Below are 16,077 nucleotides of genomic sequence, written 5' to 3'. Positions count from 1 at the left end.
TTTTTGCGGGGATAGATAAATTGGAATTACAAGGTAGCAAATTTGCAGCGATCAAGCAGTATATTTTTGCAACTGTTTTAATAGCCAGGGAATTAACGCAGGCTATTTTTTATAAGGAATACATTAAAACAGTATCTGCTTCTCCCTTGACCACAAGATTTTTAGAGCTTTTTCCATTGCTGGCATCCATTGAAGCCGCAGAGGTGCCATAAACGGGAAACCCATTCAGAGGCTCGCCATTTTTATCAAAAACATAAACCTTTTTTTCTTGGGTTTCCGTAATGGTAACGTAGCTATTTTGCTTCACGTTGAAGAGTCGTGGTCTTGTGTATAGCCCAAGCGGGAGTTCCGCAAGTTTTCCATTTATCCGGAGCTTGTTGTCGTCCAAGGTTACTTTTGTGTTTTCTAAAATAGCAAACCAGTAATTGCTGCCAACATCCAACTTTTGCGATGAAACCTTTCCGTTTTGGGAAATGCGTTCCTTGGTATTTTCCTTCGTAATCACAACAAAAGTATTGTCTTCTTCCGCAATCGGTATTTCAGAAAAATTGAAGTTTTTTGAAACCGTAACCCGGGGTTTTCCCACACGGCTCAAAATGTTGAGCTTTCCGCTTTCTTCGGCAACCACGATGTAATCTTTATTGCCCATCCTAATATGCACGGGCGATTGCACAATAGTACTTTTCGCTTTGTTGAAGCCGAAACCCTTCACGGTCTTGCCATTTTTGTCGTACATCAACATTTCTTTTCCCTGTACGACCACAAACCGATAATTGCGGTTGTTGTCATAATCAAAGACGGAAAGTGGCTGGGTAACTTCATCCTTGAATTTTATGGGGAACGGTTTTGCTTCTTTTCCGTTTCGGTCCAAAATATGGAATGCTTCTTTCGTGGCAAAGGCAATGTGTTTACTGCCTGAAATTTCAACTTCCTTCACGTTGCCCAAAATGGCCGAGCCGAGGTTTTTGGTCCAAAGAATTTTTCCGTTTTCTGAAATAAAATAGAGTTTGTTGCCAATGTCCTGCGCTACAATATAGCTGCTTCCGTTATGGCCTTCAATTAGCTGGGGATCGCCCAGCACGGCATTTTCAAGTTTTAAGCTGAATTTTTCAGTAACCGTTCCCGAGATGCTCTTTGCTGCTGTGCCCGCTTCTTTGCAACTTAAGGTTAGATGCGCAAAATTTCTGTCATAACTTAATTGCAGGGCAGCCAGTGGAAATTCATCGAACGAGATATTTTGTATCGCTGCTTTGCTTTTGGCGTTGAAAAACCCTGCAATAGCTTCCGAAAATTCGCCCTTCATTTTAAGGATCAATAGGGAAGAAGCCGTGCTCAAATCGGTTGCGGTATTTTCAAAATAGGAAGTGTTTTTTAACGTATTGTTATTCTGAAAATCGCTGATTAGCTGCTGTGCGGTAGTTTCGCTTTCCGTGAAAACAAAGAAATTATCCAGTTGGAAAACAAAATGTGCCTTTTCGGAATTTATAAAAGGCGAAAAGGTTTTTTGGAACAACTGCGGTTCGCTGAAACTGCTTATTTTAATCTCACGAAATTCACTCTTTGCCGAAACATAGCGCGCCAGGGCATCACCCGTTAGGGAGGCGTCAATACTTTTTATGAAGATTGCGGTTTCTGTTTTAAACTGAATGGAGCCAACTTCACTAACGGAGCCGAAAATCCCTGTGGTTTGCACGGCTTTTTTTTCGCCACGGAAGTTCCGCAGGTTTTTTTGGAATTTTTCAGCATCGTTAAACGTAAAGCTCACAGCGCCCAGCGCATCCGAAGGCACCAAAGCCGAAACGTCGTTTTGCTGTGGCACTTGTCCTTCAAAAACGTTTAAAAGTTGCGGGATGGTGTCTGTTGCCAAAGTGATTCCGGTAGCTGTAAAAGCTTCTGGGGCAATAGCAACGTCCAGGGCGCTCCAAGAAGTGAAAGCAACTTTTTTGGAATCGTTCAACGCCACTTTGTTTCCGCGGATCAAAGCCGTAAAACCGTTTGAAGACGGCAGATTGAAAACTTTTTTAAAGGTTTCATCGCGTTCGGTTTTTCTATTTAAAATATCCTGCAACAGCTGTTGCGAAGATGAAACCACAAAAACGCTGTCTATGGTCGCGGAATATGCAATTTCCTTGTCAATGGTAATCCGTTGGAATGATTGGCCGTCCAACGTTAAAGTTTCAATAGTTCTATTTTTGATGGAATCTGTCTGAAAAAGGTGCTTCGTCTGTTTTGAAATAAAGGTAAATGCCGAAACGGAATCATTCACTTCATTTATACAGAAAAGGCTTTGCGAGCTGGGGTGCAGCTTCTTCAGCAATGCCTTCTTTTCGGTAAAAAAGGAATAAGGCACTGTTTTTTCAAATTTGGAAAGCAGCGAATTATTTTCAATATCGGCCTGCAGATTTTCAAAATTTGAAATCTTAAAGACCACGGACGTATTTTCTGGAACGAAATCCATCAGAGTGCCCGTTTTTGGCGGGGTTTTGTCGCAAGCCCCAAAAACTCCCAAAAAGATCGCTACGAAAAGTAAAAGCGCAAAAAGTTTCCCCAGAATTTTTCCCATAACACAAAAATAGCAAGGAAAAGTGATGGTTCTATAATTAGTTGAAATAGTTTATTGACGGGTTTTCAACAAGATTTGGCCGAGGGGGTGGAAAACATGGCTAACAATCAAGCCAGGTTTTGAAAGCAGCGTTTTTGGACCGACTGAGTATTTCTTTGGAGCCATTTCTTAAAACGAGTTCTATTCTGCTTTTGGAGAGAATATTTATCTTTTTGAAACTATCGATGTTTGCGATACACCTTCTGTTTATCCTGAAAAAATATTGCGGATCCAATAAGGTTTCCAAACTTTCCAAACTGTATTTTACAATATAATTACGGCCTGAGGTTGTTGTTAGGATTGTTGCGCCATCCTCAAAAATAAAGCAGAGCACCTCTTCCACCGGAATGCAAAAGATGGAATGGTTGATCTGTGTAAAAAACCGGGACTTGTGCTGAGCGGGATTATGGGCCGTTTTTGCATCATTTTGAAGAATCGTTGCCAGAATGACAATGATTTTTGTATCGTATCGGGAACGGTAGTTTTTAGCCATAGCATAAAATTACCGGAAAGGGGCCGATGCAAAAAATGAAATCGGGTAACTCTATGTAAGAATAATTATTTTTTAATAAGTTTTAGTATTATGGGCGCTCCTTTGGTCGGGGTTATGCGCAACAATCCAGAGGTACTGATTTCCAATGGAATTAGGTTTTTCCCGGGGTTTAACGGGAGGTCTTGCTTCTGGAAAAGTATTTTTCCATCTATCGAAATGTATTGTAGGTTTATATGGGCTACTTCTTTTGAAATAATATAAAGCCCTTCGTTATTATACGGATTAACATATTGAACCCGTATTCTTTCAGGATCCACTTCATGTTCAGGTATGCCAAGAATTACCGCGGAGCCTTGCCCCCCATAGGCGCCCATGTCATTTCTAAGCGTGCCCATGGCTGGAAATAAAGCATTCCCAGGATTTGATGGATCCTCCACATCGTTGTACTGCGGATCGGGGTTTCCAGTGTCTATACAAGGCGAAGATGGAGTAAGGTAAAAGCTATTTGTATCTTCAAACAAGGGGTCGTCGGTGATCATTCCCTCTTCATCGCCCGTTCCGTCAAAGCCACCTTCAATGGCGGTATAGGTAAGGGTGGCGTTCCCTCCTCCAAAACGTTTGAAGATTTGCGGGAAACCGTTGGTGGCGGTATTGCCATAGATTATACAATTAACGATGACGGTGCTGGTACCCGTAGAGATGATCCCGCCGCCTTTATCGTCAGAATGATTTTTTACAATGGTATTGTTTTCCAGGGTTATCGGCTCCCAATCTACATATACGCCGCCACCGCCGTTAAATGAACCTGTTGCAAGGTTATATGCTATGAGGTTATTTCTTAAAACAGTTCCGCCGCAATAGGCAATCATAATACCTCCGGCATAGCCGCCCAGATTGTTTTTGATAACGTTGTTTTCTATCACGGGCTGCCCAAACCCCATGCGGATCCCTCCGCCACCTGCGCCAAACACACCGCTTTCGGCAACGCAGGCGTTGTTTCGGATTATATTGTGGATTATGGTAGGAGAGGCGTGGTCAATTAAAATACCGCCACCTGTCCTAAAATAGCGGTTTTCTGCTGGGTTGTATGTTTTGGTGCCACTGCCACCCGTGATGGTAAAACCTTTTAAAACGGAAGTTTCGGTTTCGTTATTGGCAAACCTCACACAGCTGCCGAAATCCGTGTCGATTGGTTGGCTTCCGTCAATGATGGTGTTTAGGATATCATTTACATTGCCCGTAGTATGGAAATTGCTGGTAACCGTAATGGCCTTGCCCAAAAAATCTAAATTTTCAACATATATACCGTTTGAAACGATAATAACATCTCCAGGCGATGCTGCCACAATGGCTTCCTGAATAGTTGCATATTGCGAGGGAACCAAAAGTTCTGCGGCTTTTGCAGTACATATAGCCACAAACATGAAAAGTGTGAGTATAGTTGTTTTCATAATAGTAGTTTTTCTTTTTTTTTTAAAATTAAACCAACTATTAAAAAATTTTAAATATAAAATTGTGAACGGCGTATTATTGGGGCTGAACGGGAATTTTAGGAGTTGCAGCCAATTTTGAGGGAGGCAAGAATTTTTATAAAGGGAATTTCAGTTGTTCGGGAAGCAGTTTGAAGCTTTTTCTGTGAAAAATAGTCGTTCCGTTGTTGCGGATTGCCTCGCGGTGCTCTTTGGTGGGATAGCCTTTGTTTTGCTTCCAATTGTATTGCGGAAAATCATTGTGGAGCGCCGTCATATATTCGTCGCGATAGGTTTTTGCCAAAATGGAGGCAGCCGCAATGTGCAGAAATTTTCCGTCACCCTTTACCACACATTCAAAAGGTGTTTTCCCAAAAGGTTTAAAGCGGTTGCCGTCAATGGCTATAAACTGGGGAGCGCACGACAGTCCTTCTATGGCGCGGTGCATTCCCAAAATGGAAGCGTTTAGGATGTTTATCTCGTCAATCTCGTCCATCATTACGTGAACCACTTTATAGCAAATAGCTTCGCGCTCAATAATAGCTTTCAGTTCCAATCGTTTTTTTTCTGCAAGTTGCTTGCTATCATTCAGAAAAGGATGCTGAAAATTATCGGGAAGAATCACTGCAGCGGCAGTAACAGGTCCGGCTAAGCAGCCTCGGCCTGCTTCGTCTGTCCCGCATTCCAAGAGATTGGGGTTTATTTTTGACTTGAGCATGCCGCAAAGTTAATAAGTTATTCAGTTATTGAAAAAGGATGGTTTAAATGTATTTAATAACTCAATAACACAATAACCCTTTCAGCCAAAAAAAATATACCTTTGCCCGAAAGTTTATTTAAAGAATGAAAAAGACACTTTTGCTCCTTCTTATTATCTCTGCTTCGGCAACTGTGTTTTCGCAAACTCCTTCCGCAAAAAAGGAAAAACCGCCGATTGATTATTACAAAATCATTTCGACCGCCCGCGATACTACTTTTGTGGATACGACACTTTCCATTCACAAAAAATATAAATTCAATTATTTAAGAAAGGACAATTTTGAGCTGCTTCAGTTTTCAAACGTGGGGCAGACGTACAATTCGCTTGCCTATTCCTTCGACAGATTAAACTTGAAACCGCTTTTTGCCGCGCAGTCGCACCATTTCAATTATAAAGAAATAGCGGGTGTGAATTATTTCAACGTGCCCACGCCGCTTACCGAGCTTTATTTTAAGACCGCTTATGAGCAAGGGCAACAATTGGATGCTTTTTTTACGGTGAACACTTCGCCGCAATTCAATTTTTCAATTGGCTATAAAGGGGTCCGCTCGCTCGGGAAGTACCAACATATTTTAACGAGCACGGGTAATTTTCTATTCACCTCAAACTATCACACCAAAAGCAAGCGCTATGTTGCCCGTGCCCACGTGGCGGCCCAGGACATTTATAACCAAGAGAACGGCGGGCTGACCGATAACTCGTTGCAGCTTTTCATAAGCGACGACCCCGAATTTAGGGACCGGGGCAGGTTGGACGTAAATTTTGAAAATGCCGAAAACAAACTGGAAGGCCTGCGTTTTTATGGCGACCATTACTACGAACTGCTCAGCCAGCGCGACAGCACGGGATATTCGGTGCTTACCATTGGAAATGTGCTGAGTTATGAGGATAAATTTTTTAGATATATTCAAAGTGCGCCGTACAGTGCTTTTGGGCCTTCGTATGAAAGCAGCAATTTGGAAACGGAAACAAAACTGGAGGATTTCAATGTGAAGGCCTATGCCGATTTCAATAATTCCCTCATCGGAAAAATTACGGCTTGGGCAGGTTATACCGATTTTAATTATGGGTATAATTCGGTTTTAATACTTGATGAAGAACGTATTCCCAACCGAATAAAAGGAAACATCATTGAAGCCGGGGCGGCTTATGAAAAGGAATATCGCGGGTTTAAGCTCAGCGGAAAAGGGGCGATAAACGTGGCCGGCGATTATGATGGCAATTATCTGCAAGGCGCAGCATCGTATGATTTGAATGAAGATTATAATGCCAAGGCTTCTATAACCGTGCATTCCGTAGCGCCAAATTTCAATTTTCAATTGTACCAAAGCGATTACCAAAACTACAATTGGAAAACCGAGCTGAACAATGTAAAAACCCAAGAACTGAAGTTTGAAATCAATACCAAAAAATTCGGGAATGCTTCCGTGAGCTACACGGGAATTGACGATTACGCATACTTCGGAATAAAGGCCAACGACAGCACTCCTACGCCATTGCAGGCTTCGGAACGGGTAGATTATTTAAAAGTAAAGGCCGAAAAGGAATTTAAGTTCGGGCATTTTGGATTAGACAACACGTTGATGTACCAGCAGGTGTTAAGCGGCCAAATGGTTTTTAATGTGCCACAGCTCATTACCCGAAACTCGCTTTATTTTGAGGACCATTGGTTTAAGCGTGCTTTGTTTATGCAGACGGGTGTTACTTTTAAATACTTCACACAATATAATATGAACGCCTACGATCCAGTGCTGGCAGAGTTTTATGTGCAGAACGATCAGGAATTGGGCGGGTTTCCGTTGGTGGATATTTTCTTCAATGCCAAAATTCGGCAGACACGCATTTACTTTATTTATGAAAACTTTACCGCACTCTTTGGCGGAAAGAACGAATATTTTGCCGCGCCGGGCTATCCGTATCGCGATAATGTGCTGCGATTTGGGTTGGTTTGGAATTTCTTCCTGTAAGCAAAGTAAAATAATCTCTTAAATAAAAATCCTAAGAAATAAGCTCTTTTAAGTGTAAAAAAAATGTCTTTTCTTTATATAATTAACTGTCATGGATAAGAATATTCGTTTTTTTAACACTTAACACTTAACACTTAACACTTAACACTTAACACTTAACACTTAACACTTAACACTTAACACTTAACACTTAACACTTAACACTTAACACTTAACACTTAACACTTAACACTTAAAGCCTATCAATCCCTCAAAAGCCCCCTAGAAATAACAATCTTCTGTATTTCAGAGGTTCCTTCGTAAATCTGTGTGATCTTCGCATCGCGCATCAAGCGTTCTACGTGATATTCCTTCACATAACCATTTCCGCCGTGAACCTGGACCGCTTCCACAGAAACATCCATAGCTACTTGGCTGGCGTATAATTTTGCCATGGCGCCACTCATATCGTAATTGTTGCCTTGGTCTTTGTCCCAAGCCGCTTTCATCACCAAATGGCGCGCAGCTTCAATGCTGGTGTACATATCGGCGAGTTTAAAGGCGATGGCCTGATGGTTGCAAATTTCGGTGCCAAAAGCTTTTCGCACCTTGGAATATTCACGAGCCAAATCATAAGCTCCGGCGGCAATCCCCAAAGCTTGGGCGGCAATCCCAATGCGTCCTCCGGAAAGGGTTTTCATCGCAAATGTAAAGCCGAAACCATCTTCCCCAATTCGGTTTTCCTTTGGAACTTTCACATCGTTAAAAATCAACGAATGCGTATCGCTTCCGCGGATGCCGAGTTTGTCTTCCTTGGGGCCAATTTCAAAACCTTCCCAGCCTTTTTCAATAATAAAAGCATTGATGCCCTTGTGTTTTTTCTCTCTATCGGTTTGCGCGATTACCAAATAATAATCTGCGGTCCCCCCGTTGGTGATCCAGTTTTTGGTGCCATTCAAAATGTAATGGTCGCCTTTGTCAATTGCGGTAGTTTTTTGCGAAGTGGCATCGCTACCCGCTTCCGGCTCGCTAAGGCAGAAGGCACCCAGCTTTTCGCCCATGGCCAGTTTTGTAAGATATTTTTGTTTTTGGTCTTCGGAGCCATATTTTTCAAGGCCGTAACAAACCAAGGAATTATTTACGGAAACAATTACAGAGCAGGAAGCATCTATTTTGCTGAGTTCTTCCATTACCAAAACGTAACTAACGGTATCCATTCCGCCCCCGCCGTATTTTGGATCCACCATCATTCCGAGGAAACCGAGCTCGCCCATTTTTTTGACTTGTTCCGTCGGGAATTTTTGCAGGTTATCGCGCTCTATAACGCCCGGAAGCAATTCGGTGCGGGCAAAATCGCGAGCGGCATCGCGGATCATCATTTGTTCTTCGGATAGGTTGAAATCCATAGGCTTTATTTTTGAGAAAAGTTCGTTTTAAAGAATTGCAAATGTACTTTAAAAATAAAGCAAATCCCAAATAACATTTAAGCACCAAATCTCAAATTCCAAATTCCAAAAAAAAAATGTTTTGGAATTTGGTGCTTGTAATTTGGGATTTCAAGCTTTTCAAATGTATCTTTCATATCTGTAAATTAAAATTATTTGAAAAAACAGAAATATCATATTGTTGGCGTAATGAGCGGCACTTCGCTGGATGGGATTGATTTGGCGGAAATTGTTTTTACGTATTCCGAAGCAAAATGGAAGTTTGAAATCCTCGCTGCCGAAACCGTTCCCTATTCCTCTTTTTGGAAAGATGAACTTCGCGAAGCCATCAACTATTCCGAAGAAAAACTGGAGCGGCTCGATTTTAAATACACCGAAAAACTTTCCGAAGAAATTTCAAAATTTATAAGAAAATACAACATTCTTGAAATTGACACAATCTGTAGTCACGGCCACACCATTTTGCACCGCCCCGAAAAAGGATTGACCTACCAAATTGGCAATCTGCCGCGCATTTCAAAAATGCTCGGGCAAACCGTGGTTTGCGACTTTCGGGTGCAGGATGTGGAGTTGGGCGGACAGGGCGCGCCGCTGGTGCCCATTGGCGATCGCTTGCTGTTTCCGGAATACGATTATTGTTTGAATTTGGGCGGTTTTGCGAATTGTTCTTTTGAAAAAAATGGCGAACGGATTGCTTTTGATATTTGTCCGGTGAATATCGTTTTAAACAATTACGCCGAAAAACTCGGGCAGGATTTTGACGAAGACGGAAAACTGGCCGCTTCGGGTAAAGTGAATGAAGAATTGCTTCAAAAATTGAACTCGCTTTCTTTTTATGCGGAAGAACCGCCTAAATCCTTGGGTTTGGAATGGGTAAAAGCGCAAATCTTCCCACTGTTGGACGCTTCCGGAATTTCTTCCGAAGCTATTTTGCGGACGTTTACGGAACATATTGCCCTGCAGCTTGCCAATCAATTTTCAGATAATGCTTCCGTATTGATAACCGGCGGTGGCGCATACAATTCTTTTTTGATTGAAAGGCTGAAAAATTGCGCTCCGGTTGAGGTTATTATTCCTTCCCCAGAAATTGTGGAATATAAGGAAGCGCTTATTTTTGGACTTTTGGGTGTGTTGAAATTGCGCGACGAGGTAAATTGTTTGGCGAGTGTAACTGGGGCGTTGGAGGATCATTCTTCGGGGAAAATTTATTATTAATTTTTTCGAGATATTTCCACCCTTTTTATCGGACTTATTTGTTTTTTTTTATTTTAGTATTCCTAATAAATAAATTCTCAAAAATTATGAAAAAGCTATTATATATTTTGGTGCTTGGTGTTGTGCTATTTGGCTGTAGCAAAAGTGATAAAACAGAAGAAGAAAATTCCATAACTGGAAATTGGAAAGCAGAGGCTTTGATTGGAAGCGATGGAGCCAACAGGTATGTGACCCCCATTGAAAATGGGCAAACCATTATTTTTAAAAATGACGATACTTTTGAAGTTTTAGATAGCTCAATAGAATGTGCGTCGGGAACTTATGCAATTACGGAAGACTCGTCACAGAACTTTAATATGGATATTATTTCATTGGTATGCGATAACGGCAACCTCATTCAATATGCCTTCACTTTTGAAGAAGGAAAACTTTTATTGTCATTTATTGTTGCTGACGGAAGCACGGGCTGCGACGAGATATGTGCAGAAAGATATGTGAAGTTGCCCGAGTAACTAATTTTAAATAATCTATTTTATAGCATCCTTCAAAAGTAATTTTTGGAGGATTTTTTGTTCTGGATTTTTTTTGTTCGTGTTACTTCCTCAAGGTAAGTTTAGATTAAAAACGTTCCCCGCCCTGAAAGGGAGGGGTGCCCGGAGGGCGGGGTGGGTAAGCATCCGTTCAATCCAAAATATTCCTTCGAGAAAATGGCTCCTTAAATTTTATCCAAAAAAAATACAAACCCCTCACAAGTTTTTTATATTTGTCCTCACACTACGGAGCTTAGCGAAGCAGTGCCTTAACTCTCCACATTTAATGAAGGAATTACTCAAAAAGTACGAAGAAAAAGATCCCGAAATAGTTTTTCATTGGAATGATCCCGAAACCGAGGCCGAAGGCTGGACAGTCATCAACTCCCTGCGCGGTGGTGCTGCGGGGGGCGGAACGCGTATGCGAAAAGGGCTTGATGCCAATGAGGTGCTCTCGCTCGCCAAAACAATGGAAGTGAAATTTACCGTGGCCGGGCCGGCAATTGGTGGGGCCAAAAGCGGTATCAACTTTGACCCGTCAGACCCGCGAAAAAAAGGGGTTTTGGAACGTTGGTTTAAAGCCGTTTCACCTTTATTGAAAGCGTATTATGGCACGGGTGGCGATTTAAACGTTGATGAAATCCACGAAGTGATCCCCATGACCGAGCAGAGTGGCGTTTGGCACCCGCAGGAAGGGGTTTTCAATGGCCATTTTTCGCCAACGGAAGCCGATAAAATCAACAGAATTGGCCAGTTGCGCCAAGGGGTCATAAAAGTGTTGGAGAACGTAAATTTCTCACCCGATGTTTCCCGGAAATATACCGTCGCCGATATGATCACAGGCTATGGCGTTGCCGAGGCTGTTCGCCATTATTACGATATTTACGGCGGAAACGTAAAAGGAAAACGCGCCATTGTGCAAGGTTTTGGAAACGTGGGTGCCGCTGCGGCCTATTATCTTTCGCAAATGGGAGCCAAGGTTGTTGGTATTATTGACCGCGATGGTGGAATAATAAACAAGGAAGGTTTTTCCTTTGAGGAAATAAAACGATTGTTTCTTAAGAAAAACGGGAACACTTTAGTTGCCGAGAACATGATTCCTTTTGATGAGATAAACGAAAAAATCTGGAAATTGGAAACGGAGATATTCGCGCCCTGTGCCGCTTCGCGCTTGATTACAAAGGAGCAGATTTCTGAAATGATTGAGACAGGTTTAGAGGTTATAAGCTGTGGCGCAAACGTACCATTTGCCGATAAGGAAATTTTCTTCGGCCCCATAATGGAATATACCGATGAGCGCGTTAGTTTGATACCGGATTTTGTGAGCAACTGCGGGATGGCGCGCGTTTTTGCCTATTTTATGGAACGCAAAGTACAAATGACGGATGAGGCCATTTTCAACGATACTTCCATTACCATCAAAAATGCGATCCAAAATACATTTGATAACAACAGTACCAAGAGAAACATCAGTAAAACCGCTTTTGAAATTGCACTGAAACAATTAATATAATTAACTGTAATCAACTATAGTATGGCATCAATAATCATTTTAATTTTCGTAATCGGGTATCTTTCCATAACGCTGGAGCACCCATTAAAACTAGATAAAACCGTTCCTGCGCTTATCATGGCCTCCTTGATTTGGGCGGTTTTGGCCATAGGTTTCACAAGTGGTTGGTTTGATGTAATCAATACCGAGGAACAGGCATTTAATTTTTTGAGTGGCGGTGAACACGCCATGGAGGGTTTTGAGGGCACGTTGCTTCACCATTTGGGAAAAACCGCCGAAATCCTTATTTTCCTAATTGGAGCGATGACCATCGTTGAGATTATCGATCTTCATCGTGGCTTTGAAGTATTGAAAAGTGCTGTTAAGACCAAGAGCAAAAGAAAGCTTTTGTGGATTATCGGGATACTGGCGTTCTTCCTTTCCGCAATTATTGATAACCTTACCGCAACCATCGTATTGATCACACTTTTAAGAAAGTTGATTCACAGAAGGGAAGATAGGCTTTGGTACGCCGCTATGGTGGTTATTGCCGCAAATGCCGGCGGGGCATGGTCTCCCATTGGCGATGTAACAACAACCATGTTGTGGATAGCCAAAAAAGTATCTGCCGCTGGTTTAATAGAATATGTGGTTATCCCTTCTATTGTGTGTTTTGCCCTACCGTTTGTTATTGCGAGCTACATGCCCGCTTTCCGCGGAAATATTGATGTTGATGCCCGTGAAGATAAAGAAGAGGAAGCGCTTTTAAGCAGTAAAACCATGCTTTTTCTGGGGCTTGGTATGATTGTTTCCGTTCCCGTGTTTAAAACCTTGACCCATTTGCCGCCCTATATGGGTATGATGCTTGCATTGGGCGTGGTGTGGTTGGTTTCAGAATATATTCACCCAGAGGAAGATTTCAGCAAGGAAAGAAGGCATCTGTATTCTGCACATAAAGCTTTGTCGCGTATTGAAATTTCAAGTATTCTTTTCTTCCTCGGAATTTTAATGGCCGTTGCAGGGCTTGAAAGCCTTGTATATGGTGTGGTTAATGGGGAAGAAGTAGGAACCCTCCGCTATCTTGCCGAAGTGTTGCAAAGTGCTATTCCAAATCAGGATGTCGTGGTTATTTTACTTGGTATTTTATCTGCCATAATAGACAACGTGCCACTGGTTGCGGCTTCTATGGGAATGTACGATTTGCCGATTGATTCCGTCCTGTGGCATTTCATTGCCTATTCTGCCGGAACGGGTGGAAGTATGCTCATCATCGGTTCAGCCGCTGGTGTGGCCGCCATGGGAATGGAGCGAATAGACTTTATCTGGTATCTTAAAAAGATAGCCTGGCTTGCCTTTATCGGTTTTATTGCCGGGGCTGGGGTATTTCTTTTTATTGAAAGAGTGCTATTTCACAATGCATAACAATTTCTGAAACCTAATTTCGTTATTCACTAAAACAAAACCTTTTTTATGTTAAACTTCTTTATTCAAGAGGGCGCTGAAGTTGCGCAAGATCTTGAACCAGTTGCCCAGGAGAAAACCCTTTCCATCATGGATCTTTTATTGACCGGAGGCGTTGCCGGCCAAATAATTATCGCGGTACTTTTTGTGCTTCTTTTTGTGGCAGTATATATTTATTTTGAACGGCTTTTCGCCATAAAAGCGGCCTCCAAAATGGACGGGAACTTTATGAACCAAATTCGCGACCATGTGGCCAAAGGCAATATCCAAGCCGCCAAAGTACTTTGCGCCCAAAACAATACGCCGGTATCGCATTTAACGGAAAAGGGAATTTCCAGAATTGGGAGCCCTTTGGAAGATATAAATACGGCCATTGAAAACGCCGGTCGCCTCGAAGTTTATAAACTTGAAAAAAACGTAAGCGTTTTGGCTACAATTGCCGGGGCAGCGCCTATGATCGGTTTCTTGGGAACGGTAATCGGGATGGTTTTGGCTTTTCACCAATTGGCCACCAGTAGCGGACAAGCTGAGATGGGAAGCCTTGCCGAAGGTATTTATACCGCAATGACCACAACCGTTGCAGGATTGATCGTGGGTATTATTGCCTATATGGGCTACAACCATTTGGTGGTGCGTACCGATAAAGTGGTGCACCAAATGGAAGCCACAGCAGTAGATTTTCTTGACATGTTAAATGAGCCTGCTTAATGAATCTAAGAGGAAGAAATAAAGTAAGTGCCGAATTCAGCATGAGTTCCATGACAGATATTGTTTTTCTGTTGTTGGTGTTTTTCCTGTTAACTTCGCCAGCGATTACACCGGATGCCCTGGATTTGATACTTCCGAAGGCAAAAGGGAAAACCAGCAATGTGCAGAAAGCATCGGTGAGCATTTCCAAAGATGGCGCCTATTACGTAAATAAGGAACGCGTTAGTGAATACAGCATTGAAAGCGAACTAAAAAAAGCACTCGCAGGGGAGGAAGAACCTACGGTGATTCTTCGTGCCGAAGAGGGCGTACCTATTGAAGATGCTGTTTTCGTGATGGATATTGCAAATAGAAACGACTTCAAAGTAGTACTTGCCGTGAGGCCTAATTAAAGTTTGCAGTATCCAGTAGGCTCGCGATTTATCGCGTGCCCAGATTTTGAAAATAGTTTTTTTAAAAAAAGAAAGTATTTTGATTTTAAAAACTTCACAATTTTTAACCTGAAACCCCAAACCCCAAACCCCAAACCCCAAACTTTGAATCTTGAATCTTAAATTTTAAATCTTGAATTTATTAGATACCGAACATAAAAGAAAAAGTATGATCATCACGGTAATCGTGCATGTAATCATTCTTATTCTTTTGTTTTATGTGGGAATGAAGTATCTGGATCCGCCATTGGAGCAGGGCATAGCGGTTAATTTTGGCACAACGGAAACTGGAAGTGGAAACATTCAGCCCACTGAAAAAATACAATCGGCGCCTCAAAAAACTACTGCCCAGCCCGTTTCACAACCAAAATCTGATCCCGATAGCTATCGGGAAAAAGAAGAAGTGGTAACGCAGGATAACGAAGATGCGCCGGTAATTAAAAAAGAAAAACCCAAAAAACAGCAAACGGAAACTCCCGTAAAAGAACAACCCAAAAAAGAGGTCAAAAAACCAGACCCAAAACCCGATAAATCCACCACAGATGCGCTTTCCAGTATTTTGAACGGCCCGAAAAGTGACGGCACCGCAAAAGGAGGCGAGGGCAACGACAACAATCCCGGAGACAAAGGTAGCCCAGATGGCGATCCCAATGCGAATAGTTATTACGGCACCGGAAAGGGATTGGACGGAGACGGCAATTATTTGCTCGGCGGAAGAAAAGCTTTAAATAAAGAAAAGTTTATTCAGGATTGCAACGAAGCCGGAACCGTGGTTGTGAGCATTGAAGTTGACCGAAGCGGAAAAGTAATTAGTGCCACTCCCGGCGTACGCGGCACCACCAACAATTCCCGATGTCTTACCGAACCCGCAAAACGTGCTGCTTTGGCAACTAAATTCAATGCTGACGATAAGGCACCTGCAAAGCAGATTGGAAAGATTATCTACAAATTCAGTCTTTCTGAATAGAAAATCGGTACTTTTTCGCTACCACTTCAAAATTTAAAATTTACTATCTTTATAAAAGTTTAAAGTCACAAATTATGACAACAATAACCATTAAAAATGGAAAATTGCAAAAAACCCATTTTGAGGGATTTTCTGAATTCTTACAGTATTTGGCAAAAAACGATGAAGATTTTAACGATCCGGATTTTAAGGACACTGTTTTGACGGAAGAACTTATTGAACGCGCAAAAAAAACAAGAGAAGCATTTAATGATTGTCCTGAAAATTTTAACCGGGCAATTCAATGAATGTTATCAATAAACCTGGAATTGTTGATTATTGCGAAAAACGACAGATTCTCTCCCAATATCTCAAAGCTTGTAGCTATATAGAATTGGGTTTTTATGAAACCGTAAAGTTAAAATTATTGCATCCAAAAGAATACGGTATTTATCAATTTCGTATTACCGGAAAGTTTCGGGGGCTTGCTATTAAAGAAGCTGGAAATCTCGTGGTTTTCGAAATCTCCGACCACCAATAGTAGAATCAAGAACCTTCCCTTCAAATAACCATTTCATT

The 16,077-nt window shown here is 41.9% G+C and carries 15 protein-coding genes; 10 read left to right on the top strand and 5 right to left on the bottom strand.

The genetic code is table 11. The features are described from left to right. Positions 1-109: 109 nt before the first annotated feature. The 4 genes from POV26_RS01280 to POV26_RS01265 form a co-directional block, all read right to left on the bottom strand. Positions 110-2,563 (bottom strand): hypothetical protein, encoded by a 2,454-nt coding sequence (locus POV26_RS01280; protein WP_272854682.1) that lies wholly within the window; start codon positions 2,561-2,563, stop codon positions 110-112. Between the two features lie 100 nt (positions 2,564-2,663). Then, entirely contained in the window at positions 2,664-3,095 is a 432-nt protein-coding gene (locus POV26_RS01275; RefSeq protein ID WP_272854681.1) for a LytTR family DNA-binding domain-containing protein, read from the bottom strand. A 65-nt stretch (positions 3,096-3,160) separates the two neighbouring features. After that, positions 3,161-4,546, bottom strand: a complete 1,386-nt coding sequence (locus POV26_RS01270; protein ID WP_272854680.1) for a right-handed parallel beta-helix repeat-containing protein — start codon at positions 4,544-4,546, stop codon at positions 3,161-3,163. A 136-nt stretch (positions 4,547-4,682) separates the two neighbouring features. Further along, positions 4,683-5,282: a ribonuclease HII gene (locus POV26_RS01265; RefSeq protein ID WP_272854679.1), complete on the bottom strand. Its 600-nt coding sequence runs from the start codon at positions 5,280-5,282 to the stop codon at positions 4,683-4,685. A 125-nt stretch (positions 5,283-5,407) separates the two neighbouring features. Here POV26_RS01265 and POV26_RS01260 point away from each other — a divergent pair, with 125 nt between their 5' ends. After that, entirely contained in the window at positions 5,408-7,291 is a 1,884-nt protein-coding gene (locus POV26_RS01260; RefSeq protein ID WP_272854678.1) for a putative porin, read from the top strand. 242 nt (positions 7,292-7,533) lie between these two features. On the opposite strand, the gene POV26_RS01255 is transcribed toward POV26_RS01260, so the two are convergent. Continuing rightward, positions 7,534-8,676: an acyl-CoA dehydrogenase gene (locus tag POV26_RS01255; RefSeq protein ID WP_272854677.1), complete on the bottom strand. Its 1,143-nt coding sequence runs from the start codon at positions 8,674-8,676 to the stop codon at positions 7,534-7,536. A gap of 195 nt (positions 8,677-8,871) precedes the next feature. Here POV26_RS01255 and POV26_RS01250 point away from each other — a divergent pair, with 195 nt between their 5' ends. From POV26_RS01250 to POV26_RS01210, 9 genes are all read left to right on the top strand, one after another. Further along, on the top strand, positions 8,872-9,930 hold the full coding sequence (locus POV26_RS01250) for an anhydro-N-acetylmuramic acid kinase (protein WP_272854676.1): 1,059 nt from the start codon (positions 8,872-8,874) through the stop codon (positions 9,928-9,930). An 86-nt stretch (positions 9,931-10,016) separates the two neighbouring features. Beyond that, positions 10,017-10,442, top strand: a complete 426-nt coding sequence (locus POV26_RS01245; protein ID WP_272854675.1) for a hypothetical protein — start codon at positions 10,017-10,019, stop codon at positions 10,440-10,442. A gap of 304 nt (positions 10,443-10,746) precedes the next feature. Continuing rightward, positions 10,747-11,973, top strand: a complete 1,227-nt coding sequence (locus POV26_RS01240; RefSeq protein WP_272854674.1) for a Glu/Leu/Phe/Val dehydrogenase dimerization domain-containing protein — start codon at positions 10,747-10,749, stop codon at positions 11,971-11,973. A gap of 21 nt (positions 11,974-11,994) precedes the next feature. After that, positions 11,995-13,374, top strand: coding sequence for a sodium:proton antiporter NhaD (gene nhaD / locus POV26_RS01235; RefSeq protein WP_272854673.1), 1,380 nt, complete (start codon positions 11,995-11,997; stop codon positions 13,372-13,374). Between the two features lie 48 nt (positions 13,375-13,422). Beyond that, complete coding sequence (locus POV26_RS01230; RefSeq protein ID WP_272854672.1) at positions 13,423-14,121, top strand: MotA/TolQ/ExbB proton channel family protein; 699 nt, start codon at positions 13,423-13,425, stop codon at positions 14,119-14,121. Next, positions 14,121-14,513 carry an ExbD/TolR family protein gene (locus POV26_RS01225; RefSeq protein ID WP_272854671.1) on the top strand — a complete coding sequence of 131 codons (393 nt, stop codon included), beginning with the start codon at positions 14,121-14,123 and terminating at the stop codon, positions 14,511-14,513. The genes POV26_RS01230 and POV26_RS01225 overlap by 1 nt, the downstream gene beginning before the upstream one ends. Positions 14,514-14,685: 172 nt before the next feature. Then, positions 14,686-15,519, top strand: a complete 834-nt coding sequence (locus POV26_RS01220; protein ID WP_272854670.1) for an energy transducer TonB — start codon at positions 14,686-14,688, stop codon at positions 15,517-15,519. Positions 15,520-15,593: 74 nt separating this feature from the next. After that, positions 15,594-15,806 carry a hypothetical protein gene (locus POV26_RS01215; protein WP_272854669.1) on the top strand — a complete coding sequence of 71 codons (213 nt, stop codon included), beginning with the start codon at positions 15,594-15,596 and terminating at the stop codon, positions 15,804-15,806. Beyond that, on the top strand, positions 15,803-16,039 hold the full coding sequence (locus POV26_RS01210) for a hypothetical protein (protein WP_272854668.1): 237 nt from the start codon (positions 15,803-15,805) through the stop codon (positions 16,037-16,039). Before POV26_RS01215 ends, POV26_RS01210 begins: the two co-directional genes overlap by 4 nt. Positions 16,040-16,077: the final 38 nt, after the last annotated feature.

Origin of the sequence: Aequorivita todarodis (genome assembly GCF_028561335.1) — a bacterium.
GTDB classification, from domain to species: Bacteria; Bacteroidota; Bacteroidia; order Flavobacteriales; family Flavobacteriaceae; genus Aequorivita; species Aequorivita todarodis.
This window is presented reverse-complemented; position numbering and strand designations above follow the sequence as displayed.

What these genes read in the sequence shown, in the direction of transcription:
- POV26_RS01265 (WP_272854679.1), bottom strand. Translation starts at nt 5,282, where the DNA reads ATGCTCAAGTCAAAAATAAACCCCAATCTCTTGGAATGCGGGACAGAC.
- POV26_RS01260 (WP_272854678.1), top strand. Translation starts at nt 5,408, where the DNA reads ATGAAAAAGACACTTTTGCTCCTTCTTATTATCTCTGCTTCGGCAACT.
- POV26_RS01270 (WP_272854680.1), bottom strand. Translation starts at nt 4,546, where the DNA reads ATGAAAACAACTATACTCACACTTTTCATGTTTGTGGCTATATGTACT.
- POV26_RS01255 (WP_272854677.1), bottom strand. Translation starts at nt 8,676, where the DNA reads ATGGATTTCAACCTATCCGAAGAACAAATGATGATCCGCGATGCCGCT.
- POV26_RS01215 (WP_272854669.1), top strand. Translation starts at nt 15,594, where the DNA reads ATGACAACAATAACCATTAAAAATGGAAAATTGCAAAAAACCCATTTT.
- POV26_RS01275 (WP_272854681.1), bottom strand. Translation starts at nt 3,095, where the DNA reads ATGGCTAAAAACTACCGTTCCCGATACGATACAAAAATCATTGTCATT.
- POV26_RS01210 (WP_272854668.1), top strand. Translation starts at nt 15,803, where the DNA reads ATGAATGTTATCAATAAACCTGGAATTGTTGATTATTGCGAAAAACGA.
- POV26_RS01225 (WP_272854671.1), top strand. Translation starts at nt 14,121, where the DNA reads ATGAATCTAAGAGGAAGAAATAAAGTAAGTGCCGAATTCAGCATGAGT.
- POV26_RS01280 (WP_272854682.1), bottom strand. Translation starts at nt 2,563, where the DNA reads ATGGGAAAAATTCTGGGGAAACTTTTTGCGCTTTTACTTTTCGTAGCG.
- POV26_RS01245 (WP_272854675.1), top strand. Translation starts at nt 10,017, where the DNA reads ATGAAAAAGCTATTATATATTTTGGTGCTTGGTGTTGTGCTATTTGGC.
- nhaD (WP_272854673.1), top strand. Translation starts at nt 11,995, where the DNA reads ATGGCATCAATAATCATTTTAATTTTCGTAATCGGGTATCTTTCCATA.
- POV26_RS01240 (WP_272854674.1), top strand. Translation starts at nt 10,747, where the DNA reads ATGAAGGAATTACTCAAAAAGTACGAAGAAAAAGATCCCGAAATAGTT.
- POV26_RS01230 (WP_272854672.1), top strand. Translation starts at nt 13,423, where the DNA reads ATGTTAAACTTCTTTATTCAAGAGGGCGCTGAAGTTGCGCAAGATCTT.